We start from the raw sequence: 24660 nt of genomic DNA, 5'->3' as shown, positions 1-24660 counted from the left end.
TTAAGATTCATAAAGTAAATTGGCACTACTGTCAATTTTATTTTTTCTAAGCTGGCCGCAAGCCGCATTGATATCGCTGCCGAGTTCCCTTCTTACTGTAGTCTCAATACCTTTAGACTCCAAAATGTTCTTAAATTTATCTATGTGAATTCTTGAGCTTTTTTTATAACCATTACCTGTAACGGTATTTACCGGAATCAAATTTACATGACAAAGCATTCCTTTCAATAGTCCCGCTAATTCTCTGGCATCCTGCTCAGAATCATTTTCACCTGAAATCATTGCATATTCAAATGTTATACGTCTTTTTGTACTCTCTGTATATATCTTACATGCTGAAATTAATTTGTCAATACAATAAGCCTTATTAACTGGCATCATAGCCGACCTTTTGTCGTCCTTTGCGCTATGGAGGGAGACTGAAAGGGTTATTGGAATGTTCTCCTGTGCAAGCTGTAACATTCTAGGCACTACACCGCAGGTTGAAAGAGATATATTACGCATTCCTATCATCAATCCGTCTGGATGATTTACAATCTTTAAAAACTTAATTACATTTTCGTAATTATCCAGCGGTTCCCCGATTCCCATCAATACTATATGGCCAATCCTGTTTCCCGAGTCTTCCTGCATAGTCATTACCTGATCAAGCATCTCACCGGGAGTCAGATTACGTGAAAACCCTGCTCCTGTGGATGCACAAAACTTGCAGCCCATTCTGCACCCTGCCTGAGAAGATATACAGGCTGTAAAACCATGCTTGTACTCCATGAGGACACTTTCAATAATATTACCGTCCTCCAGCTCAAATAAATACTTGACAGTGGAATCAATCTTTGATTTAAGCCTATCAACTATTTTTAATCTGCTGATTTTTGTGACTTTTTCTAATTCATCTCTTAATTGCTTTGAGATATTAGTCATATCGGAAAATGACCTGATTCCGCTGTTTGTCCATTTAAAAATCTGCTTTGCTCTGAATTTCTGCTGCCCCATCTCCGACAGCATCTGTTCAAGTTCCTCCAAAGTCATATCCATTAAATTTATCATTTTAGGTAATTTATTTCTCCCTTTTTATTTTACTTATAAAAAATCCATCTGTCTGATTTATATTCGGATATAATTGAATATATCCTTCTTCTGAACTGGAAAAATCCAGGGCTGGAGGCATAAGTTCCCGAAAGTCCGTCAACTTAAAATTAGGATTTTTAGCAAGGAAATCCTGCACAATTTCCAGATTTTCTTGGGGCTGTATTGTACATGTACTGTAAATCATGTATCCTCCGACCTTTAAATACTTTGAAGCAATTTTAAGTATCTTCTGCTGAAGGCCGGTTATCTCCTTTAGCTCATTCTCTGTCCTTGCGTATTTGATATCCGGTTTTTTTCTGATTATCCCTAATCCCGAACAAGGTGCATCAATTAAAACTCTGTCAGCTTTTCCAATGAGGTTTTCATCAAGATTGCATGCATCATGAATCTCAGTTTTTATAATATCTATCCCCAATCTGCAACATGACTGCTCTATAAGGTTGAGCTTGTGCTGATAAATATCTCTTGCGATAACAGTACCCTTGTTATTCATAAGCTGTGCCATATGTGTTGCCTTGCCACCGGGTGCACTGCATACATCAATTACAGTTTCACCTTCTTTGGGATCAAGGATTTTGGCAGCCAGCATTGAACTCTCATCCTGAACCTGAAAATAACCTTTTTTAAAGGAGTCAAGGTTGGATATTGACGATGGGTTTTTCAATATAACTGCTTCCTCAACGTACCTGCCCGGTTCTGCATCTATTCCTTCTTTATGTAGTGCATCCAACAGAGTTTGCCTGTCTGTTTTCAAGGTATTTGTCCTGATAATGAAATCAGGTACCTGATTATTACTTCTTAACAGTTCCTGCGTAAACTCTTTTCCATATAAGTCTATCCATTTTTGCACCATCCAAACAGGATGTGAGTATAATATGCTTAAATAGCTTGCAATATCACTTTTATCCGGATAAGGAATGTTATCCTTGTTTTTTGAAATATTTCTAAGTACTGCATTAACAAATCTGCTCGAAGCCTGATGCCCGTATCTTTTTGCAAGATCAACCGCTGTGTTGCAGGCTGCCGAAACAGGTATTCTGTCTGTATGAAGAAGCTGGTATACACCAAGTCTTAAAATATTTTTAATCCATGGGGACAGCTTTTTAAGCTTAATACTGGAGTATTTTCCTATAATATAATCAATCTGCAAAAGCCATTTCACCGTACCATAAACCAGTTCTGTTGCAAATGACCTGTCAATCTCTCTAAGCTTGTCATTATCAAGATGCCTGTTAACTGAAATGTTTGAATATGCTTGGTTTTCAGTAATATAGTATAAAATCTTTAATGCCGTTTCTCTTGCCAAATCTACTGCCACATTAACCTCCATGAGCCAAATAGCGTGTTTTAATTAACTTGATTTCTCACCACTAATCCCTGTTCCTGCGTTGGTTTGCAAGCAGCAGTAAACGCAGAAAACTGGCAATTGCAACCAATGCCGATGCCACATAGGTCATCGCTGCCGCATTTAATACTTTTTTCGCAGAATGCAGTTCTTCACTCATAAGTATCCCTGTGCTGCCCAACACAGAAATCGCCCTTTTACTTGCGTTAAACTCTACCGGTAGGGTTACAAGATAAAACAATATCGCTGCAAAAAACAAAAGCAGTCCGATATTAATTATTATCGGCCAGCCCAGAAACAATCCCAATATTGCGATGTATGGACCGGCTGAAGAACCAAAACCGGCTACCGGAACCAAGGTACTTCGTAAAACAAGAGGACCGTATTTTACTTTGTGTTGTATTGCATGTCCTGTTTCATGTGCTGCAACGCCTATAGCGGCTACTGAAGTACTTCCATAGGTGGATTCAGATAACCTAAGCACTTTTTTTCTTGGGTCATAATGGTCTGTCAGCTGACCGCCTACCTGAGTGACCTCTACATCCTGTATGCCGTTTACCTGAAGAAGATAACGAGCAACTTCCGCTCCTGTCATATGTTTGGAATTACCAATTTTACTATATTTATGAAAGGTACTTTTAACCTGTATCTGAGCAATCATTGATATAATCAGTGCTGGAACAACCAGTATCAAGTAGTATCTGTCCATATAAAAAAAGCCCATAATACTTGTCCTCCTGTTTATAATTGCATCTATGCTGCATAAACGGTAATCTGTGTTATTTTTTCAATAAGTCCTTCAACATCTACATCAGTATTTATACACGGGCCGTTTGGCTGTTTGTTTATAATTCCAATTACAGGAATACCTTTAATATCTGAAATACCACTCATCAGATCTCTTTCACATGCTACAGATATTATAATACCCGGTTTTGTTTTTTTTACTATATTCCTCGCTACTGTACCACCCGTTGCAACGAACAGGCTTATTCCATTTTCCTTTGCGTATTTTAAAAGCACTCCAATCTTGCATTTACCGCATTGACGACAAAGCTCAGGGTCTGAAGTCACCTTAAGTCCACACTGACTGTTCTGAAGACAGTGTGGCAACAGAATCATGATATCTCTGGGATTATACTTTTTATTATAGGATTCCACCACAATATTATTCAATTCTATATAAAAATATCTTATACTCTTTTTTTCTTTACTGTTTGATTTTGTAAATAAAACTGCAACAGGCATTAGAATTCGTAGCCCAAGTTTTGTCAGTGCCAAAGTTAATCCTGATGCTTTTTTCCTTTTGAATGCATGAAAAATAGCTCCACTCATAGCAGCTAAGGCACCAATACAAAAACCTACAACTGTAATCAATATAATTAGTATGGCACTATAAACATTTATGGAAGCATTTACGTAAGCAGCTCCAAATAATATCAACAGTGATATAAAAACCGTCAATATAATAATTAAAATACGTAAAAATGCCTTAACATTAGTCTCCAAGCTTCTCACCTATGCTAATTTTGTGTCCTCTCAAATAATCACTGACTTTCATCCTTTTTGATGAATCAAATTGCAGCTCACTTATCAATATGTAGCCATCCGAGCATTTTACCAGTAATCCTTTATCATCAACCTTGACAATTTCTCCGGGGCAATAATTTTGGTTATTCTCCAAGTTTGAAATACAGGTTTTCCAAACCCTCATTTTACTTTCATTCAAAAAGGTGTACGCTCCAGGCCATGGACTTGTTCCTCTTACCAGGTTGTGTACCTGTTGAGCTGTTTTATTCCAGTCGATAAGCCCTACTTCCTTTGTAATAATCGGGGCATATGATGACAAGGAATCATCCTGTGGCTTTCTTACAAGCGTGCCTTTTTTAAGTTCTAAAAGAGTTTCTTTTAATACTTGGGCTCCTAAAACAGCCATTGCATCATGCAATTCTCCAGCTGTCATATCGGAGCCTATTTCAAGCTCCTTCTTTAAAAGCATATCTCCTGTGTCTAGTCCTACATCAGTGAACATAGTAGTAATACCTGTTACTTTCTCACCATGTATAATTGACCACTGAATAGGAGCCGCTCCCCTGTACGCAGGCAAAAGAGAACCATGTACGTTTATACATCCAAGAGTTGGTACATCCAGCATCTCCTTTGATATAATTTTTCCGTATGCAGCGGTAATCAGTAAATCCGGAGTCAATTCCCTGATTTGTTCAACAAATTCAGGTGTCTTTATTTTAGCAGGCTGGAGAACTGTAATACCGTGTTCTAAGGCAAACTCCTTCACAGGCGGAGCTGCCAGTTTGTTCCCTCTACCCTTTGGTTTGTCAGGCTGAGTAACAACTGCAATAACTTTATACCCTTCATTTATAAGCATTTCAAGACTAGGCACTGCAAATTCAGGTGTACCCATAAAAATTATCTTCACTATTAATTCACTCTCCTAAATAACCGTGGTATTTCATATACTAATTTTCTTGCATTTCCTCAAGTTCCTTGGCAGTGTACATCTTATGTGCCTTATCTTTATATAAAATCCCGTCCAAATGATCTAATTCATGGCATATGGCCCTTGCGAAAAATTCATTGGCTTCGATGGTTATACTCTCGCCGTTTCTATCTGTATATCTTAATGTGACATTCATGGGGCGCTTAACCTTTCCCGAAATCCCGGGGATACTCAGGCAGCCTTCCATACCATCCTGTTCTCCGCTTTGTTCCAGAATAACCGGATTAATCATCTCATATAAGCCATCCCCAACATCTATAACAACCATCCTCTTGAGAACACCAATCTGCGGAGCGGCTAAACCTACCCCGTCAGCTCTGTACATAGTATCTGCCATATCCTCTAAAAGAGATAATATTTTTTTATCAATAGTATCAACAGGTCTGCTTATCTTTCTTAATACTTCGTCCCCATCTTTCCTTATTTGCCTGTAAGCCATAACCAACCTCCAATTATATATATCTTTTCTATTATAGCATATTATAAGGATTTATATCTATGCTCATAGTAACATCTTTGTCCTTGTTATTTTTCCAAAAACTATCACCCATGGCTGATAGCCGTTCGATAAGCAAATCTATATCCCGTTCCTTTATAACAAGCCTCCAGCGGTACTTATTCGCAATCTTGGGTACCGGGCATCGTGAAGGTCCTAGTACCATGGTGTCTTCCGGACACTCTTCGCAGAGTAGAGGTTTGGTACTTTTGGCCGCCTCAAAAACACTTCTGTCACGTTTGCCTGAAAAGGTAACTAATGCAATATTCGTAAACGGCGGATAATCAAGCCTTTTACGAATCAAAATTTCCTGTGTGTAAAATGATTTAAAGTCATGGTTGCAGGCTGCAATAATACTGTACTCATCAGTATTATATGTTTGTATGATTACACGACCTCCGATGTCTCCTCTTCCAGCCCTTCCCGAAACCTGGGTAAGAAGCTGAAAAGTCCTTTCAGAGGCTCTGTAATCACCGGTATTGAGCATACCGTCTGCGGCAAGCACTCCTACAAGTGTAACATTAGGAAAATCATGCCCTTTGGCTATCATCTGTGTGCCTACCATGATATTTATATTTTCATTTTTAAACCGGTTCAGTATTTCCTCGTGTGCATTTTTGTAGCCTATGGTGTCCATATCCATACGTATTACCGAAGCCTCTGGAATACGCTTTATAACTTCCTCTTCTATTTTCTGTGTTCCTATACCAAAATACCTGATATTTTCACTTTTACAGGATGGGCATACGGAAGGATTCTGTACGGTGAATCCGCAATAGTGGCAAATCAGTCTTTTAGTTTTTGAATGATATGTCAACGCTATACTGCACTCCGGACATTTCATAGTATAACCACAATTCCTGCAAATTACAAAAGTTGAAAATCCTCTTCTGTTAAGAAACAAAATACTTTGCTGATTGTTCGCTTTATTTTTTAGAAGTTCTTCTACCAATCTTGAACTAAAAGGTGTCTTATTTCCGTTTTCCAGTTCTACTCTCATATCAACAAGCTCAACTTTTGGCAGGACTGCTGTTCTGGGTCTGTTTTGCATTTCCAGAAGGTGAATTTTCTCTGTTTCAGCATTGTAATATGTCTCAACAGAAGGTGTTGCAGACCCGTATACAAGTAGACAGTTGTTAATTTCACATCTCTTGCGGGCAACATCCTTTGCATTATATCTTGGCATAGATTCAGACTTGTAGGAGCCTTCATGCTCTTCGTCTATAACAATCAATCCCAGATTTTCCATAGGAGCAAATACCGCAGATCGTGCTCCTACTACCACATCGACTTTGCCGTCTCTTATAAGTTTCCACTGATCAAATCTTTCCCCAAGGGATAGTTTTGAGTGTATTACAGCAACTCTGTTTCCAAATCTTGATACAAATCTCTCTACCATCTGAGGTGTCAGTGAAATTTCAGGAACAAGTAAAATAGCCTTTTTCCCTAATAAAAAGCAGTGGGAAATAAGCTGAAGGTATACCTCTGTCTTTCCGCTTCCCGTAATACCGTGGAGCAATGTCTCCTGAAAGTTTCCGCAGTCTAGCTGTTTCTTTAAATGCGTCAGGGCATGTGCCTGATCCTCTGTGGGAGATAGAGGTTCTGTCTTTTCATAATGCTTGTCCTTAAGAGGATTCCTCTTAATTTCAATACTCTTGTAGCTTATGTACCCATGTTTGCTAAGAGTATCAAGCACGGAAGTTGTGACACCGGCAAACCTTTGCATATCGCTAACCGAAACTATTTCATTTTCAAGAAGTATCTCAAGCACTCTTACATGTTGAATCCTCTTAATCTGGTTATTTTCAAGCTCATCTATTATCTCAGAGGTTGGTCTTGCAAGGCTGACAGCTTTAACCGTCTTTGCATTAACCTTTTGTTCATAGCTTTCCTCCATGGAAACTGCTCCGGATAGGCGCAGTTCCTCAATAGCTGCCTTAAATCCCCTTATTGTACAAAGACCTCTAAGTTCTTCATACTCGCATTCCCCTCCGCAATCGGCAAGAACACTTAGAACCTTTTTCAAACCTGCTTTTTTTAAATCTTTATGAAAATCATTATTAATCTTTATATTCTTAACTGTTTTTACACTTATCCCCGGAGGCAACATACATTTAATAATGTCTGAGTATGTACATATATACCTTCTTTTCATCCATTCCAGGAGCTGTATACTGTCATTTGTCAAAAGCGGGTAAGGCTCAAGTATTTCTTTTAATTCTTTATAGACAATTGGTTTATCTTCAAAAACCAAAGGGTTTGTTTCCATGACAAACCCTTCTCTTACCTGCTCTCCGCTGCCGAACGGAACAAGAACCCTGCAACCTTGAAAAATCTGTTGAGACAAGTTTTCAGGTACACTATACGTATATTTTTTATCAAAAGCTCTGGTTGTATTACTTAGCACCACTGATACAGTTGTTACTTTCATTATGTCGACTCCATATTACATATTCTAAAGAACCACTATATTATATCAGATATGCAATTTATTTATCAAATCAGCAAGAATATCTCTTGCCTCACTTTTTGGAAGCTTTTCTATCTCACGAAAAGCCTTCTGACTATATCTTTGTATGTAACTTTCAGTATATTCCATACCTCCTGAAGAACATATCTGAGAAATTATACTATGAAGTTCTTCATTTGACTTCTCCTCTTTTCTCCAGTAGGTTTCTACCTTCTCGTATATTTCCTTATTATTTTTGCAGGCATATATTCCCGGAAGGGTTAGTATCCCCTTGGAAAGGTCATTGTAGACAGGCTTTCCCCATTCTGAATCACCGCTTTTGTAATCCCGGTAATCATCAATCATCTGAAACATGACCCCGTAGTAAAATCCCAGCTTTGAGAGACTGTTGGTGATACGCGGATTACATTTTGCACATAATGCACCTAAAGCACAAGAAGCCGCAAAAAGTACTGCTGTTTTTCTTGAAATTCTTTTCAGATATGAAGGAACTGACAAGTTCATTACATACTTATCCCTGTATTGGTCTACTTCTCCCTCACAAATTGTCTTTACTGCCTTAGCTGCTATTGTCAGCTGGTTTGCAGGAACAATATCTGCAAGCATCAAAAGTGCCTTGGTATACAAAAAATCACCGCAGTAGATAGCCATATCTGTTCCGTATTTTTTGTAAACTGTTTCCCTGTTTCTCCTATAGGGTGAGTAATCCAGAACATCATCGTGTATCAGAGTAGCAGTATGAAGTAATTCTACGGCACTTGCAAGCTGAACAAGCCTGTCCTGCCGTATTTTACCGAAATATGATGAAACTATAACCATTGCAGGCCTGAGTCTCTTACCTCCTGCACCCACTGTATCGGCGATGGCTTGAACCAAAAGCTGGTTTTTTGAACTAACGTTTGTACGTAGATTTTCCTCGACTTTCTCAATATCACTGTTTAACCTTTGGTTTTCAAAAAACATAATTACCCCTTATAAATTTGATATAATATTTAACCTTTTCAAGGCTCTCACAAAAAAGGAGCTGCATATACCTACAAAAGTCCCCATAATAATTCCGGATAAAAGCAATACAGGTAAATAGCCTGTAACAGACAAATCACTCATTATAAAGCACGCTACCAATATCTGCCCGACATTATGTGCAATTGATCCGGCTATGCTAATTCCAATTAAGCTTAACCACCTCTCCATATATTTTAACATTATCCACATAATCAGTGTACTCAAAATTCCTCCACATATACTAAAAGCAAAAATTACCGGCCCCCCCATAAATAAGGATGAAAGAACGCATTTCACCAGAACTATTGCCATAGTATTTGATAGGCTAAAAAAGATTAAAGAAACAATAGTTATTATATTTGATAATCCAAGCTTTATCCCGGGAATCCCAACAGGAACCGGAAACCAAGATTCAATAACAGACAACACCAACGCCTGAGAAGCAAGAACAGCCAGAAGCACCATTTTCTTTATGTCAACTTTATTTTTTATATACAATCTCACTTTACCACTCCATCCACATTTTGATTCTTGTCTTGCTCCAGCTTAATGATTATTTTATTAGGAAGACAAACAGCTATTTCCCCCGGGTGGGTAAGCCAGCCGGTTTTCACACAAACCTTATCAGGGCAATCCGATTCAAGAAAGCAAATTCTGTTTTTTTCTGCTACAATAGTTGCCTTATGCAAACCTGATACATTAATTACTTCTCTTTTTTCCAGACTTGTCAGGTTAATTCTTCTGATTACTTTGTCGTTCTTTTTTATTATTGCCCTAATACCTAAGTTATCAACCTGACCTCCACTGGTATTGCTTAAACTGACTGCATTTTCTCTGCCAAAAAATACTGCTGATAATATACCAAGAACTATTACCAGCAAAAGAATTATGTCACCCTTTTTCAACATAAGTAAACTCCCCACTTTCATCTTGAAAATCAAAGTCCTTTTTAAGGCCTTCAGTTATATAAACTTTTTTATCTTTAGTAATGAATATAGCGTCAACACCATCGACTTTTTTCAATAATTCTTTAGACTTCTTCAACCCTATTACAAATGTTGCAGTTGATAGAGCATCGGCACTAATGGAACTGTCCGTAACAATTGTTGAACTAATCAAATCCGAATTACTGGGGCATCCAGTTCTGGGATCTATGATATGGTGATATCTAACACCGTCTTTCATAAAAAATCTTTCATAGTCGCCGGAAGTCACTACAGTTTTGTCCGAGACCCTTAGAATACCAATATATTTACCGTCTGCAGCTCTTGGATTTTGGATTCCTATTCTCCATGGTGTATTATCCGGTTTATTCCCAACTACATATACATTTCCTCCAAGGCTTATGTAAGCTGATTTTATTCCGTCTCTGCGACAGATTTTAACGGCTTCATCTGCGGCATACCCTTTGGCAATAGCACCAAAATCAATCATTTGGCCCTTTATAGGAAGCCTAAAAGTCATTTTATCTCGGCTAAAGTCAATAGATTTGTAATTAACAAGTTTTAAAAGTTCATCAATCCGGCTCTTGGAAGGAACATGCGGATGATCAGTAAAAACTCCCCATTCCTTAACTAAAGGCCCTATAGTTATGTCAAAGGCACCATTACTTAATTTGGAAAATTTGTCGGCTGCAGTTAAAATATTATAAATATCGTTATTTATGCGAAATACCTGTGATTGTCCGGAATGACTATTAATCTGGCTAACAGTACTTGTTTTAATATTAACAGACATATTTTCTTCAATACTGTTTAACCTTTGAATAATCTCGTTGGCAGAACCTTCAGCATTACTGCCATAAATTCTTTGAGAAATTATGGTACCCATTTGAAAGCTTTCTTTTTCAACGTAATCATCACTGGCATTACTCTTTGAACATCCGCTTAGATAAAAAGAAACTATTACAAATGATAAAAAAATTAAAATGCGATTTTTTTTCAAACAACTCACCCCCATATAGTTACGAATGTGAATACAATTCAGGCAAAATATACATTATATAAACGTACAAATTTATTTATAAATGTTTCCCTGAAATTTCTACTTTTATAACAAAAACAGGAGAGATAATCATGTCCAGAAAAATAGTAATCGTAGGTGCAGGTTATGCAGGAATAGAAACTGCTTTATACCTTCAACGAAAAAAGAATAAGAAAGATGATTTATCGATTACGATTATAGATAAAAATTCGTATCACACACTGTTAACAGAGCTCCACGAAACTGCCGGAAACAGAATAGAGTCAGAAGGAGTTATTGTACCGCTTAGAGATATATTTCAGTACACTGATGTTAAAATAGTAAAAGATGAAATTGTTAAATTTGATATGGAAAGTAACATTATTTCATCGAATAAAAATCGTTATGAATATGACTATCTTGTTTTAGCTTTTGGAAGTGAGCCCAACTATTACGGTATACCCGGAATGAAGGAATTCAGCTATCCTCTTTGGTCGTTTAAAGATTCAATCCGGATAAAAGAGCATATACTGGATTGCTTTGAACTTGCTTCTCAGGAAAATGATGAAATCAGAAAAAAATCTCTTTTGACCTTTATAGTCGGCGGAGGGGGCTTTACAGGTGTTGAGATGATGGGCGAATTGGGAAGATGGGTTAAAAAACTTTGCATTGACTACGGTATTTCCCGTAATCAGGTAAATCTTTATCTAATAGAAGCCCTGCCCAAAATACTTACAATACTAAATGAGAATAATGTTAAAAAATCTATGGATTATCTTACTTCTTCTTTGGGAGTTAATGTACTTCTTGAAAGTGCAATTACAAAACTTGATTCTGAGAAAGTTGAACTGAAAGACGGACGCTCAATAAATACACGTACACTTATCTGGACTGCCGGGATAAAAGCATCTTCTTTGACTGATGAAATAGACACTGAAAAGAACAGAACTTCAAGAATTGTTGTTGACGAATACACTAAAACGGCTTTTAAAAATGTATATGCAATAGGCGATGTATCTGCTTTTACTTATGATGATAAAATTCTTCCTCCTCTTGTAGAATCGGCAGTGCAAACGGGTAAAAATGCAGCTGTTAATATTCTAGCTGATATCAGAGGCACTGAGAAAGTAAAATTAACACCTAAACTGCATGGTGTCATGGTTTCCATAGGGAGCAATTTTGCCGTTAGTGAAATAATGGGAAAGCAGCTGCCTGTATGGATGTCAATACTAATGAAGTACATGGTTAACGTCCATTATCTATTTGGTATCGGAGGATTTGAACTTGTTATAAAGTATCTGAATCATGAATTTATGAACAAAAGACATAGAAAATCGTTTCTGGAGTACCACTATACCCGTAGATCCGCTACAATATGGCTTGTACCCCTAAGACTGTTTCTTGGCTACACCTGGCTTATAGAGGGATACAATAAAATAAAGGAAGGCTGGCTGACTTCACCAATGTTGGCAGGCTTACCGGTTGATGGTGCTTCCAGTGCTTCTATTACGGAATCGGGAGAAAAAATATTCAGAATTGTTTCCTCCCATACACCGGAGTGGTATGCATGGATAGCAAACCGATTAGTCATTCCAAATGCTCTTTTATTCCAAATAATGATAGTTTTAGCTGAAGTGGGTCTTGGACTTGCATTTATTTCAGGAACATTTACATTTATAGCAGGTCTTGCGGCAATTGCTTTAAACATAAATTTTCTTCTTTCAACAGGCTTGTATGAGACTAGCTGGTGGCTTATCCCTGCTGAGATAGCTATGTTGGGAGGTGCAGGAAGGGTATTTGGCATTGACAGTTACCTTATGCCAGCATTGATGAAGTTATGGAGATACCTTGTTAGGCGAAGCTCATAAACTAAAAAAACCATCACACTATGTTTTAAAAACTAAAGCACTGTGTGATGGTTTTTGTCTCTATGTTTATAGAAAATTATTCTTCTGTTGAACTTTCAATATCATCATTTTCATTGTTTTCATCATTTTCTTTAGTGTCTGACGGTTCGGATATTTCCATTTTAGAGACTGAAACCTCATAAGCTGTTTTTGTCAAAGTTTCTCCTGACTCTAGCTTTTTTTGATACTCTCTGCTTTGGATTCTTCCCCATATCTTTATATTGTCTCCGATAGACAGGTTCTGAGAATACCTGGCATTCCTGCCCCAGGCTATGCATGGGATATAGTCTGATTTATTATATGGTCTGTTTACCGCCACAAGTATATCTGTTATTTCCCTTCCAAAAGGGGTCATTCTATATATGGGTGACTTACATATATAACCGTTCAGATAAATCTGATTAGGATTTTTTATTCTTTTATCTTCATCAATAAAAACGATTTCCCTTGCAAAAACAGTAAGAACAAGTTTATTTGACTCACTTTTATAGCTGTTATATGATCTGAATTGACCCTCTATTTCCAACAGTGAGCCAATAACAAGCTTCTCCTTTGGAACCAGACGTTCTGAAAATGTAACAGATATTTTATCACTGCTTTCACTTAATCTGGGTACATCTAAATGAAAAGAATAAAATCCTTCTCCATATACCTCATGACTATATTCAACCTCTGAAACTACTCTTCCTGAAATGGTCACTACGTTATTTTCTATTACATTCCCGACCATTTACCCCCCACTCCTCTCTTTTGCTGTTGTGTCTCTCTTTTTTATTTATCTAATGTAATGTGTATTCCAAAAGAATACGATTTAGAATATTTTTTCTTAGTTTTTTAATTTTGTCCATAAGAATGAAGGTGCTTAAAAGTTATTGCCAAAATAATACAATCATCATATATTATATTACAAAATAACTCAAAAAGAAATCATTTATTCTACAAAAATCACCCTTGTTTTTTGGTTGAGTTTCTATTAGGAAGTCATACCTTTCATTTGACATTCCATATTTTTATATTATTCTTAAAGACATGTTTAATTTTATCATAATTTTACATAAAGTGCTATATTTATATATGTTTGGTATTCTTGCAGCTTAAAGATTCTGGAAATACAACAAAACCTCAAGCTATAAGCTTGAGGTTTTCATATAAATCTGGCGGAGACCTACTTTCCCGGGCCGTTTCCAGCCAAGTATTATCGGCACTGAGATGCTTAACTGCCGTGTTCGGTATGGGAACGGGTGTGGCCATCTCGTCATTTCCACCAGAAGATTTTAAAAATTGTGATAAGCTTCGTATTACTACTCGCTTCTGACAATTTTATTAACTTTTTTTAAGATACTTTTTGTACCTTCAGAACTGACTAATGTTATCCTTTAAGAAGATGTGAAGCTCTCTCATTGTCTAGTTTTAAGACCTTCTACTTTTGAATACCTGTTTTCTTTGGGTCAAACCCTCGACCTATTAGTATCAGTCAGCTTAACACATTACTATGCTTACACTCCTGACCTATCAACCATGTAGTCTACATGGGGTCTTACCTATTGCTAGTGGGATATCTCATCTTGAGGTGGGTTTCACGCTTAGATGCCTTCAGCGTTTATCCCTGCCGAACTTGGCTACCCAGCTGTGCCATTGGTATGACAACTGGTGCACTAGAGGTTCGTCCATCCCGGTCCTCTCGTACTAAGGACAGATCCTCTCAAATATCCTGCGCCCGCGACAGATAGGGACCGAACTGTCTCACGACGTTCTGAACCCAGCTCGCGTACCGCTTTAATTGGCGAACAGCCAAACCCTTGGAACCTGCTACAGCTCCAGGATGCGATGAGCCGACATCGAGGTGCCAAACCTCCCCGTCGATGTGGACTCTTGGGGGAGATAAGCCTGTTATCCCCAGGGTAGCTTTTATCCGTTGAGCGATGGCAATTCCACTTTCATACCACCGGATCACTAAGCCCTACTTTCGTACCTGCTCGAGGTGTCTCTCTCGCAGTCAGGCTACCTTATGCCTTTGCACTCGTTGCGCGATTTCCAACCGCGCTGAGGTAACCTTTGGACGCCTCCGTTACTCTTTGGGAGGCGACCGCCCCAGTCAAACTGCCCACCTGACAGTGTCCCTAGACCAGCTTATGGTCTCAGGTTAGAGTTCCAGTACTTTTAGAGTGGTATCCCAACGTCGACTCCATGATGGCTGGCGCCACCACTTCTCAGTCTCCCACCTATCCTGTACAAAAAATACCGAAACCCAATATCAAGCTACAGTGAAGCTCCATGGGGTCTTTCCGTCTAGTCGCGGGTAACTTGCATCTTCACAAGTACTACAATTTCGCCGGGTACGTTGTTGAGACAGTGCCCAAGTCATTACGCCATTCGTGCGGGTCAGAACTTACCTGACAAGGAATTTCGCTACCTTAGGACCGTTATAGTTACGGCCGCCGTTTACTGGGGCTTAAGTTCATGCCTTCGCTTGCGCTAAGCAATTCCCGTAACCTTCCAGCACCGGGCAGGCGTCAGCCCCTATACTTCATCTTTCGATTTAGCAGAGACCTGTGTTTTTGATAAACAGTTGCTTGGGCCTATTCTCTGCGGCCTCAATCTCTTGAGGCACCCCTTTTCGCTAACTTACGGGGTCAATTTGCCGAGTTCCTTAACAACGCTTCTCCCGCTCGTCTTAGGATTCTCTCCTCACCTACCTGTGTCGGTTTGCGGTACTGGTACCTTTAATCTGGATAGTGGTTTTTCTCGTCAGTGTGGAATCTGTCACTTCGGTACTTGTTTTCCCTCCGCATCACGTCTTCGAAACATCCGGCGGATTTGCCTACCGGACTATCTACCTCGCTTGCACGATCTTTTCCAGCTGATCGCTTGACTTATCCTCCTGCGTCCCCACCTCTCTCATATCGATTAACGGTAGTACAGGAATTTCAACCTGTTGTCCATCACTTACGCCTTTCGGCCTCAGCTTAGGTCCAGACTTACCCTGGGCGGACGAACCTTCCCCAGGAAACCTTAGGTTTTCGACGGTAAAGATTCTCACTTTACTCTCGCTACTTATTCCGGCATTCTCACTACTGCTTCGTCCACAAGTCCTTTCGATCTTGCTTCAACCTACAACAGTAAGCTCCCCTACCACCCTCGTACATCCAATACTACTGCTAATGGCACAAGTCTAGCTGTGGGAATTTGACGAAATGTTTTGAATCATTTTTGATATGTTACATTTCGTGAAATTACCTCATCGCTTCTTAATTTATTTAGCAATACTATTGGATGTACGCTGATCCATAGCTTCGGTACACAGTTTAGCCCCGGTAATTTTCGGCGCAGGCTCACTCGACTAGTGAGCTATTACGCACTCTTTGAATGAGTGGCTGCTTCTAAGCCAACATCCTAGTTGTCTTAGCAAGCCCACATCCTTTTCCACTTAACTGTGATTTTGGGACCTTAGCTGATGGTCTGGGCTGTTTCCCTTTTGACCATGGGACTTATCTCTCATAGTCTGACTCCCAAGTAACATCATTACGGCATTCGGAGTTTGATAGGGTTCGGTAACCCGGTAAGGCCCCTAGCCCATTCAGTGCTCTACCTCCGTATGATTTTCCCTTGAGGCTAGCCCTAAAGCTATTTCGGGGAGAACCAGCTATCTCCGAGTTCGATTGGAATTTCTCCGCCACCCACAGCTCATCCCAGACCTTTTCAACGGTCATGTGGTTCGGTCCTCCACGAGATTTTACTCCCGCTTCAACCTGTCCATGGGTAGGTCACCCGGTTTCGGGTCTATAGCATGCAACTTGACGCGCTTTTAACACTCGGTTTCCCTTCGGCTCCGTACCTTTAAGTACTTAACCTTGCTGCATACAATAACTCGCCGGACCGTTCTACAAAAAGTACGCTGTCGAGCTTTAACGCTCTTCAACTGCTTGTAAACATAGGGTTTCAGGTTCTCTTTCACTCCCCTCCCGGGGTTCTTTTCACCTTTCCCTCACGGTACTGCTTCACTATCGGTCACCAGTTAGTATTTAGCCTTGGATGGTGGTCCACCCTGCTTCCCACGAGGTTTCACGTGCCTCGTGGTACTCTGGATACTAGCCTGCCTCTTAACATTTCGCTTACGGGACTTTTACCCTCTATGGTCTCAGCTTTCCAGCTGCTCATTCTGCTATGTCTTGAGGATCATTATGCTAGTCCACAACCCCGAAAGATATTGCTATCTTTTGGTTTGGGCTCTTCCGCTTTCGCTCGCCACTACTTACGGAATCTCTTTTTGATTTCTACTCCTGTTGGTACTTAGATGTTTCAGTTCCCAACGTCTGCCTTCGTAACACTATGTATTCATGTTACGATGACCGAGTGTTTAACTCGGCCGGGTTTCCCCATTCGGATATCTACGGGTCGATGGCTATTTGCGCCTCTCCGTAGCTTTTCGCAGCTTGTCACGTCCTTCATCGCCTTCTGGTGCCAAGGCATTCACCCTATGCTCTTAGTAGCTTGACCTCTAAAATTGCTATAAGCTTCGCATTACTGTGTCAGGCTTCCCTCCTGCGATGCTCATTTACCACCGTAAACTCCGCTTCTCGTCGGTCGCCTTCCTTGTACTGCTTGCTTCTATCAATTTTTATCGAATATCTTCGATTGATCAGATTCTCAATGTCAATTACATAGTAATTGATTTAAAGTGATTGTCTTAACCTATCAATGAGTTAGTTTCCTAAGAGTTGCATGTTTCCAACGTAAACTGCTTTACGTGTTTCAAAGGATTTCTCCTTTTCACATGTTACCCTTATTACTTTTACGGAAATACATACTTTCATATATATTTCTATGTCTTCTCATCTTCTTAAAACGTATTTCAAACTAATAGTTTGAAACGCATTCTTTGAATAACATTATTCAGTTCTCAAGGTACAAACTTCGCAATTGTTTGTGTTTCCACACTGACTGCGGAGTTCCTATTATATCAGTTTTCATTGTTATGTCAACTGGTATTTTCTTCTTTCAAAGTCCATTTTCATGGGCTTTGAAAACTAAACAGTGATTGTAAAGAAACTCTAAGATAATGATTTTCAGTCCGGCGAGCTTAGCTCAAGCCTTCCTGTCATTTATCTTCGACCTAAAGATTTGATTCATCTTAGAAACTAGTTCTGCATGAATCATGTCTCCTTAGAAAGGAGGTGATCCAGCCGCACCTTCCGATACGGCTACCTTGTTACGACTTCACCCCAATCATCGGCCCCACCTTCGGCGACGTCCTCCTTGCGGTTAGACTATCGACTTCGGGTGTTGCAGACTCTCATGGTGTGACGGGCGGTGTGTACAAGGCCCGGGAACGTATTCACGGCAGTATGCTGACCTGCCATTACTAGCAATTCCGACTTCATGTGGGCGGGTTGCAGCCCACAATCTGAACTGGGACTATTTTTGGGGATTTGCTCCACTTTACAGCTTAGCTTCCCTCTGTTATAGCCATTGTAGTACGTGTGTAGCCCAAGACATAAGGGGCATGATGATTTGACGTCGTCCCCACCTTCCTCCGATTTATCACCGGCAGTCTCGCTAGAGTGATCAACTAAATGTTATCAACTAGCAACAGGGGTTGCGCTCGTTGCGGGACTTAACCCAACATCTCACGACACGAGCTGACGACAACCATGCACCACCTGTATAGCAGTCCCGAAGGACTACGACATCTCTGCCGTATTCCGCTATATGTCAAGCCTTGGTAAGGTTCTTCGCGTTGCTTCGAATTAAACCACATACTCCACTGCTTGTGCGGGCCCCCGTCAATTCCTTTGAGTTTCAACCTTGCGGCCGTACTCCCCAGGTGGGATACTTATTGTGTTAACTCCGGCACAGAAGGGGTCGATACCTCCTACACCTAGTATCCATCGTTTACAGCGTGGACTACCAGGGTATCTAATCCTGTTTGCTCCCCACGCTTTCGCGCCTCAGCGTCAGTTACCGTCCAGAAAGCCGCCTTCGCCACTGGTGTTCCTCCTAATATCTACGCATTTCACCGCTACACTAGGAATTCCGCTTTCCTCTCCGGCACTCAAGAAACATAGTTTCAGATGCAGCTCCAGAGTTAAGCTCTGGGATTTCACATCTGACTTACATTCCCGCCTACACGCCCTTTACACCCAGTAATTCCGGACAACGCTTGCCACCTACGTATTACCGCGGCTGCTGGCACGTAGTTAGCCGTGGCTTATTCTTCAGGTACCGTCATTTTTTCGTCCCTGACTAAAGAAGTTTACAATCCGAAAACCTTCATCCTTCACGCGGCGTTGCTGCATCAGGGTTTCCCCCATTGTGCAATATTCCCCACTGCTGCCTCCCGTAGGAGTCTGGGCCGTGTCTCAGTCCCAATGTGGCCGATCAACCTCTCAGTTCGGCTACCAATCGTCGCCTTGGTGGTCCGTTACATCACCAACTAGCTAATTGGACGCGGGCCCATCTGTTACCGGATTGCTCCTTTGACAACAAGAAAATGCTTTCTCGCTGTATTATGCGGTATTAGCACAAGTTTCCCTGTGTTATCCCCCTGTAACAGGCAGGTTGCCCACGCGTTACTCACCCGTCCGCCGCTAAGTTACCTTCAGCACTGAACATTCTCTTCTATATTATGTGTTGACACTTTGATAAAACTCGTGATGCAAAAACTCTAATTAAACAATTCATCAAGGTTGTTTTTGCATGACGCTGTCGGCCAGCATCAAATAATTAAGAATACTCAGTGCTAAAGGTAACTCCGCTCGACTTGCATGTGTTAGGCACGCCGCCAGCGTTCGTCCTGAGCCAGGATCAAACTCTCAAATTAATATTTGAAAAATTTAATTAGCTCATTAAAAATTGCTGACTTTTTTTCTAGTTCTTGTTTCCAAAAACCAGGTTGTAAAGTTCGCAAGTTACTCAATTTTGAAATCGTTTTACGATTTCGGAATTTTTCGAGTTCCTTTACATGTTTATCACTGTTTACTTTTCAAAGTCCATAAAGCCTTCTTACGACTGCTTTGTAAGGTTTTTGCTGTTTGCTCTTTGCAAGCAGCTTAACCATGTTACCACGGTGTTGCCTTTGTGTCAACACTTTTTTAACTTTAAGTTTTTGGTAATTTTATTATTGCCTTAAACCTTGTTAAAGTGTTGCCATCTGAGACAGCTTAGTTATGTTAACACGTCATTACTTTTGTGTCAACACTCAATTTTAATCCAATTTGCGGTAAGTTTAAATACCTTGTTGAATTAAACTGTGGCGCCGTTCGAGACAGCTTGGTTAGTATATCACCGCCATACTTCCTTATCAACACACAACTTTGTCCATGAAAAGCCTTGAATTTGATTTACCAGCTATATTCTATATTATTCATTAAGATACTATTTGTCACACCAAAATGCTCCTTCTCCGATTTTATTTAGAATATATACGCTTGCCATAATTTGTAATAGGCAGGTAATTATTCTATAATTTGTATATCAGACAGTTCATAGCTATTGAAACGGAGAAATTATATGAAGAAGTTTATAACTTTTGTTGTTGTTTTTTTTACACTTACTTTTGTACTTAATTTGAATGTTATTGCTGCCCCGTCTATTAAGGTCTATGTTTATGAAAATTTACTTACTTTACCTGTTCAGCCTATATCTAAAAACGGTAACATTATAGTTCCCTTAAAAAATGTTTCTGAGGCTCTCGGACTAAAATACTCTTGGGATAATAAATTAAAAAAGGCTACTGTTAAAAATGATAAGTCTAATATTTCTGTTTCTGTAAGCAGTAAAACGGCATATGTAAACGGTAAACCCAAGTCTCTTGATATAGCGCCGTCACTGGCTAAAAATGTTGTTACTCTTTAGATTGGCTGTCCAAGACCTTTGGAAAGGTTTATTATGACTGGTTATTTTATCAGAGTGTGTCACAGGATGCATCTACAATTGTTGAAAAATTTATTGATAAGGAAAGAGGCTTTACAAATACTTTTAATACTGACGAAATTAAGATAATCGGTGAACCCAACGAAACTGAGCCAATAGACCTTGATGGGATTACAGAGTATTCCGAAGAACCGTTAGGTAGTTAAACCGTTTAAAAAAGATAAACCATTAAAAAAGTACGGAAGCTCTTTGAACGAGTGATCCGTACTTTTTTAATTATTATTCAGTAAGCTGTTTACACAGTTTTTCCAACTTTCCATTTTGGAGCCACTCATCAATTAAGCTTAGACTAAGGAGTTTTAGTTCATGTATGTTTTCATCACTGGCATCATCCATCGCATCACTCCCAAGCTGTGCAAGACTGGCCTGCATCCTGTAGTACCGATTATCAGTTAATATCTGACTGAGTTGGAAATCAACCGTTTCACTTACCCCGCTAAATACTGTACTCAGAATTGGCTTTGCCCATTTCATAAGGCCCCAGTCCTTTGCTTCATCGTATGGAATACAGCGGTTAAGTTCCCCGGTTCCAAGTGAAAGCATTAGTATATCCGGTGTATCCGTATAAAGTACTCTAGACTCTGCATAGGCACACATGCCTGGATTGTTGGCAAATACACCGCCGTCAATCAAAGTATAATAATCTGCACCGTCCTTTTGGCCGATTTCAAGCTTACATGGCTCAAAGTATGTAGGTGCCGCAGATGTAGCTCTTGCTACCTGCCACATGTAAAAATCCTTATTTACCTTGCTTACATCCTTTGCATGTACACTTTTAAAGAAATACGGCTCTCTCAGACTCAGTTCATATGCCGGAACAATTATATCTGTCAAGGCTGCTGAAAGCTTTACATCACCAAAGTACTCCTTTAAAACAGACTCTATTCCAGTAGCAGGGTATTTTTCTTCTGATATACCATCCATAGAAATAATTTTATGATAAATACTACTAGAGAATATTTTCTTGCCATTTTCAGTATATAGCTTGATAAGGTCATTGGCTGTGTAAGCAGGCTTACCGTTATTCTCCTTTGACGGCACAGTTAGCATGAGTGACAGTATTCCCCCAGTTGAGGTTCCTGCAATTAAGTCAAATAACTCGCAAATTGGCTTAGATGTCATTTCCTCAACCTTGGCAAGAATCATGGCAGGTATAATTCCCCTTATGCCGCCCCCATCGATTGAAAGCACTTTAATGGTTTTCATGGTAAAACAACCCCTTTATTTGTTATTAATTTCCTTGAAGTCAAGTTTATAATATAGTTATTTTACCATTATATTACTTTTCAGTCGATACTTGTTATTTTTAATGAATTGCCCGTTTCTTGTGCTTTCCTCCCATTACTTCCGACACATCGTTTATAGTAACAAAAGCATTTTCATCTTTATCATATATAATTGATTTAAGCTTTGAAACCTCCAACCTTGTTACAACCGAGTACAGTATTGTTTTTTCATTTTTTGAAAAGCCACCTTTTCCATCAAGAAATGTAACTCCTCTTCCAAGCCGAGCCGTAATTGCTTTAGCAATTTCTTCACCGCTTTCGGATATAATAATCGCTGCTTTTGTTTCATCAAGCCCTTCTATTATAATATCTATGACTTTATAAGCAATGAAGTAGGCAATAAGAGAATACATTGCATGGTTCCAACCAAATACAAGACCGGCACTGCTTAAAATAAACACATTAAAAAACATAACCATTTCACCTACTGAGAAGGATGTACGTTTATTAATGATTATTGCCACCATTTCTGTACCGTCAAGTGAACCACCATATCGTATTATTATACCTACTCCGATTCCTAGAACTATACCTCCGAAAACCGAAGCAAGTAAGATGTCACTTGTAAGTTCGGGTACAGGATGGAATACTGACACCCAAAAAGAAAAAGATACAACTGAGAATAATGATGAAAGAACAAAAGTTTTTCCTATCTGTTTATATCCCAGAAACAGAAATGGAATATTAAATACAATTATAAATATACTTACCGGCAGCTTTGTTAGATAACTTGTAATTATTGATATACCTACAATCCCACCGTCAATGATGTTATTTGGTATTAGGAATATTTCCAATCCTGTAGCCGCTAAAACTGAGCCGATAAATAGAAATATATATCTTACTATTTCTCTTTTAATATGATTTTTTCTTGTCATTGACCCACCCCTATAGTTGATTTTTATATTATGTTAACTCTACATATAAGGATGCTTATTGTTACTCCCGTGAAAAAAATTAGGAATTGTTTGTCTTATACTTTTTCTATGGTCAAATGGTTTGTCATTTTGTAAGGGTTTTGTCATCGAATAGGCAGTAAACAAAATAATATTATTATCTAAGGTACTGACCCTAAGTAAATTTTTGAGATTTGAATAATTTTCATTTCTTTTATTAATTACGTGATTAGAAATATAAAGGTTTTTAGGTAATAACTGATTATGAGAATGGAGAGGAAACTTTTTATTAATATAAATAACGTTAGGAATTATTTGTAATATGAAACTTATAATTAGTATAATTAAAGCAGTTCTCTCGGTTCCCTTTTTCACCAAATAATTATCCTTTCATTTGTTTCTTATTTATTTTCTATATTTTGAACCTTTATTTATTATATCATAATTATACTATATAATTTTTAAATTAATTTTGAATTCTTAACATTTTACTCTTAATATTATTCAAATTTAATATTACTTATGCCAAGAGCATTGTTATTCCAGAATACGTTTTTCACCATGTTGGACTTGTCTTCCCCGCACTTGATTATTAGAACAACCTCTGTAGATTTTTTACTTTCAGGTCTATCTGTATACTTTTTAGTGATAATCAGCTTAATTATAAGGCCTATAATAAAACCTGCTACCAACCCTATCAACCCCCAAATTATTGGACCCCATTTGAGTAAAAAACCATAAATTGTACCCATGAGCATAAATATAGTGCCCAGTATGGCACCCAGGTCAATCAAACTAAGTCCGTCTGACCCATGTATAGAATCAAACACCTTTCTCTTTTCGTTCCGTTTATCCATTGGCACTGCAAGTATGTCTTCTTTTGGAACACCATTCATTTCAATTTCCGTAATAGCTTTTTCCAGATATATAGAATGTTCAAATGTAGCAATAATGTGCATTATGTCACCCCTGAAACACTTTTTTTTACTTGGCATATTAAAATTGTTACTCTGATATTCTCTTTGTATAAACTTTGATTGCTCCCAATCAAACAGTTTATTATTCTCCACAGTGTTTGTATATGCGTCATACATGGCAAACATGTATATTGATGAAATATTTAAAACCCAATGAGGGTCAACTGCCGGCTTTACCTTTACAAAATCCCCCATAAATGTATAATGTATAGCCGGAAGTATATTTGATAAATATATAATGGCTATCCACCATGTGATTAAAAATGCTGCCATAACAATACGGTGAATATAAAGCTGACCCGTGCCGGGCATAAGCAGGGACCAGATTGCCGAAACTATCGGTGACCTTTTATCCAGATAATTGAATTCCAAGCTGCTGAGTTTGAAGCTACTAATTTGAGAATCTTCTCTTTCCGCAAGAATATAATTGTTATTGATGTCAACTGTCGTCCGGTAACTGTCCCACACTGCAAATATATATAATGAACAGTATAGAATTAACCATCTCTTATCCAAAATAATCTTTGCCGACTCAAACCTTCCTGTAAACGAGTAAAGTATAGCTGTATTGATATTAGCTTTTAGGTTTACCGTAATCTCAAATATAAACAAAAGGAACCCTCTAATGTATTTTGAAAGCAGTAAATGGCCCATACCCGGAAATGCCGCTGACCACCAGGCTATAACATATGGATTTCTTAAATGAAGCTGCGTTGTACCAAGAACACTAATATATGCTACCTGGCGTCTGGAATTTTTTCCAATCATAATAAC

The 24660-nt window shown here is 38.9% G+C and carries 18 protein-coding genes and 3 rRNA genes; 3 read left to right on the top strand and 18 right to left on the bottom strand.

The features are described 5' to 3' along the window. From rlmN to CLO1100_RS08985, 11 genes are read right to left on the bottom strand one after another with little or no spacing between them, the layout of a single operon-like run. Window positions 1-1050, bottom strand: coding sequence for a 23S rRNA (adenine(2503)-C(2))-methyltransferase RlmN (gene rlmN, locus CLO1100_RS09035; RefSeq protein WP_014313453.1), 1050 nt, complete (start codon window positions 1048-1050; stop codon window positions 1-3). Between the two features lie 10 nt (window positions 1051-1060). Next, window positions 1061-2410 (bottom strand): 16S rRNA (cytosine(967)-C(5))-methyltransferase RsmB, encoded by a 1350-nt coding sequence (gene rsmB / locus CLO1100_RS09030; RefSeq protein WP_014313452.1) that lies wholly within the window; start codon window positions 2408-2410, stop codon window positions 1061-1063. Window positions 2411-2462: 52 nt separating this feature from the next. Then, window positions 2463-3161, bottom strand: a complete 699-nt coding sequence (locus CLO1100_RS09025; RefSeq protein ID WP_014313451.1) for a zinc metallopeptidase — start codon at window positions 3159-3161, stop codon at window positions 2463-2465. 29 nt (window positions 3162-3190) lie between these two features. Beyond that, window positions 3191-3955 (bottom strand): DUF116 domain-containing protein, encoded by a 765-nt coding sequence (locus CLO1100_RS09020; RefSeq protein ID WP_242836711.1) that lies wholly within the window; start codon window positions 3953-3955, stop codon window positions 3191-3193. Further along, window positions 3936-4874 (bottom strand): methionyl-tRNA formyltransferase, encoded by a 939-nt coding sequence (fmt, locus tag CLO1100_RS09015; RefSeq protein WP_014313449.1) that lies wholly within the window; start codon window positions 4872-4874, stop codon window positions 3936-3938. Before fmt ends, CLO1100_RS09020 begins: the two co-directional genes overlap by 20 nt. A gap of 40 nt (window positions 4875-4914) precedes the next feature. Continuing rightward, window positions 4915-5394 (bottom strand): peptide deformylase, encoded by a 480-nt coding sequence (gene def / locus CLO1100_RS09010; protein WP_014313448.1) that lies wholly within the window; start codon window positions 5392-5394, stop codon window positions 4915-4917. 31 nt (window positions 5395-5425) lie between these two features. Continuing rightward, entirely contained in the window at window positions 5426-7882 is a 2457-nt protein-coding gene (priA, locus tag CLO1100_RS09005; protein WP_014313447.1) for a primosomal protein N', read from the bottom strand. Between the two features lie 45 nt (window positions 7883-7927). Next, window positions 7928-8884, bottom strand: coding sequence for a polyprenyl synthetase family protein (locus tag CLO1100_RS09000; RefSeq protein ID WP_014313446.1), 957 nt, complete (start codon window positions 8882-8884; stop codon window positions 7928-7930). A gap of 9 nt (window positions 8885-8893) precedes the next feature. Then, entirely contained in the window at window positions 8894-9430 is a 537-nt protein-coding gene (locus CLO1100_RS08995) for a Gx transporter family protein (RefSeq protein ID WP_014313445.1), read from the bottom strand. Beyond that, entirely contained in the window at window positions 9427-9834 is a 408-nt protein-coding gene (locus CLO1100_RS08990) for a NusG domain II-containing protein (protein ID WP_014313444.1), read from the bottom strand. The genes CLO1100_RS08995 and CLO1100_RS08990 overlap by 4 nt, the downstream gene beginning before the upstream one ends. Beyond that, entirely contained in the window at window positions 9818-10879 is a 1062-nt protein-coding gene (locus CLO1100_RS08985) for an FAD:protein FMN transferase (RefSeq protein WP_242836710.1), read from the bottom strand. The genes CLO1100_RS08990 and CLO1100_RS08985 overlap by 17 nt, the downstream gene beginning before the upstream one ends. Window positions 10880-11001: 122 nt before the next feature. Here CLO1100_RS08985 and CLO1100_RS08980 point away from each other — a divergent pair, with 122 nt between their 5' ends. Next, complete coding sequence (locus tag CLO1100_RS08980) at window positions 11002-12756, top strand: NAD(P)/FAD-dependent oxidoreductase (protein WP_014313442.1); 1755 nt, start codon at window positions 11002-11004, stop codon at window positions 12754-12756. A gap of 76 nt (window positions 12757-12832) precedes the next feature. Here CLO1100_RS08980 and CLO1100_RS08975 read toward each other — a convergent pair whose 3' ends face one another. The 4 genes from CLO1100_RS08975 to CLO1100_RS08960 all read right to left on the bottom strand — a co-directional run bounded on the left by CLO1100_RS08975 (window position 12833) and on the right by CLO1100_RS08960 (window position 19615). Further along, window positions 12833-13525, bottom strand: coding sequence for a single-stranded DNA-binding protein (locus tag CLO1100_RS08975; RefSeq protein ID WP_014313441.1), 693 nt, complete (start codon window positions 13523-13525; stop codon window positions 12833-12835). Window positions 13526-13947: 422 nt separating this feature from the next. After that, window positions 13948-14064 (bottom strand): 5S ribosomal RNA (rrf, locus tag CLO1100_RS08970). A 175-nt stretch (window positions 14065-14239) separates the two neighbouring features. Beyond that, window positions 14240-17292 (bottom strand): 23S ribosomal RNA (locus CLO1100_RS08965). Between the two features lie 670 nt (window positions 17293-17962). Beyond that, window positions 17963-19615, bottom strand: a 16S ribosomal RNA gene (locus CLO1100_RS08960). Together the 16S, 23S and 5S rRNA genes form the textbook arrangement of a ribosomal RNA operon. 689 nt (window positions 19616-20304) lie before the next feature. Between CLO1100_RS08960 and CLO1100_RS21030 the strand changes: the two genes are divergently transcribed. Together CLO1100_RS21030 and CLO1100_RS21025 are read left to right on the top strand one after the other, a co-directional pair. Next, window positions 20305-20649: a copper amine oxidase N-terminal domain-containing protein gene (locus tag CLO1100_RS21030; protein WP_041700196.1), complete on the top strand. Its 345-nt coding sequence runs from the start codon at window positions 20305-20307 to the stop codon at window positions 20647-20649. A 56-nt stretch (window positions 20650-20705) separates the two neighbouring features. Beyond that, the gene (locus CLO1100_RS21025) at window positions 20706-20873 is read left to right on the top strand and encodes a hypothetical protein (protein ID WP_242836709.1); all 168 of its coding nucleotides are present in this window, start codon (window positions 20706-20708) and stop codon (window positions 20871-20873) included. 73 nt (window positions 20874-20946) lie between these two features. Here the strand turns inward: CLO1100_RS21025 and CLO1100_RS08950 are convergent, their stop codons facing one another. From CLO1100_RS08950 to CLO1100_RS08935, 3 genes are all read right to left on the bottom strand, one after another. Continuing rightward, complete coding sequence (locus CLO1100_RS08950) at window positions 20947-21933, bottom strand: CBASS cGAMP-activated phospholipase (protein WP_014313440.1); 987 nt, start codon at window positions 21931-21933, stop codon at window positions 20947-20949. A 100-nt stretch (window positions 21934-22033) separates the two neighbouring features. Further along, window positions 22034-22891 (bottom strand): YitT family protein, encoded by an 858-nt coding sequence (locus CLO1100_RS08945; RefSeq protein WP_014313439.1) that lies wholly within the window; start codon window positions 22889-22891, stop codon window positions 22034-22036. Between the two features lie 518 nt (window positions 22892-23409). Continuing rightward, complete coding sequence (locus CLO1100_RS08935; RefSeq protein WP_014313437.1) at window positions 23410-24654, bottom strand: hypothetical protein; 1245 nt, start codon at window positions 24652-24654, stop codon at window positions 23410-23412. Between the last annotated feature and the right edge of the window lie 6 nt (window positions 24655-24660).

Origin of the sequence: Clostridium sp. BNL1100 (assembly GCF_000244875.1) — a bacterium.
GTDB lineage: Bacteria > Bacillota > Clostridia > Acetivibrionales > DSM-1351 > Ruminiclostridium.
The sequence above is the reverse complement of the archived record's forward strand: the minus strand, read 5'-3'. Positions and strand labels throughout refer to the sequence as shown.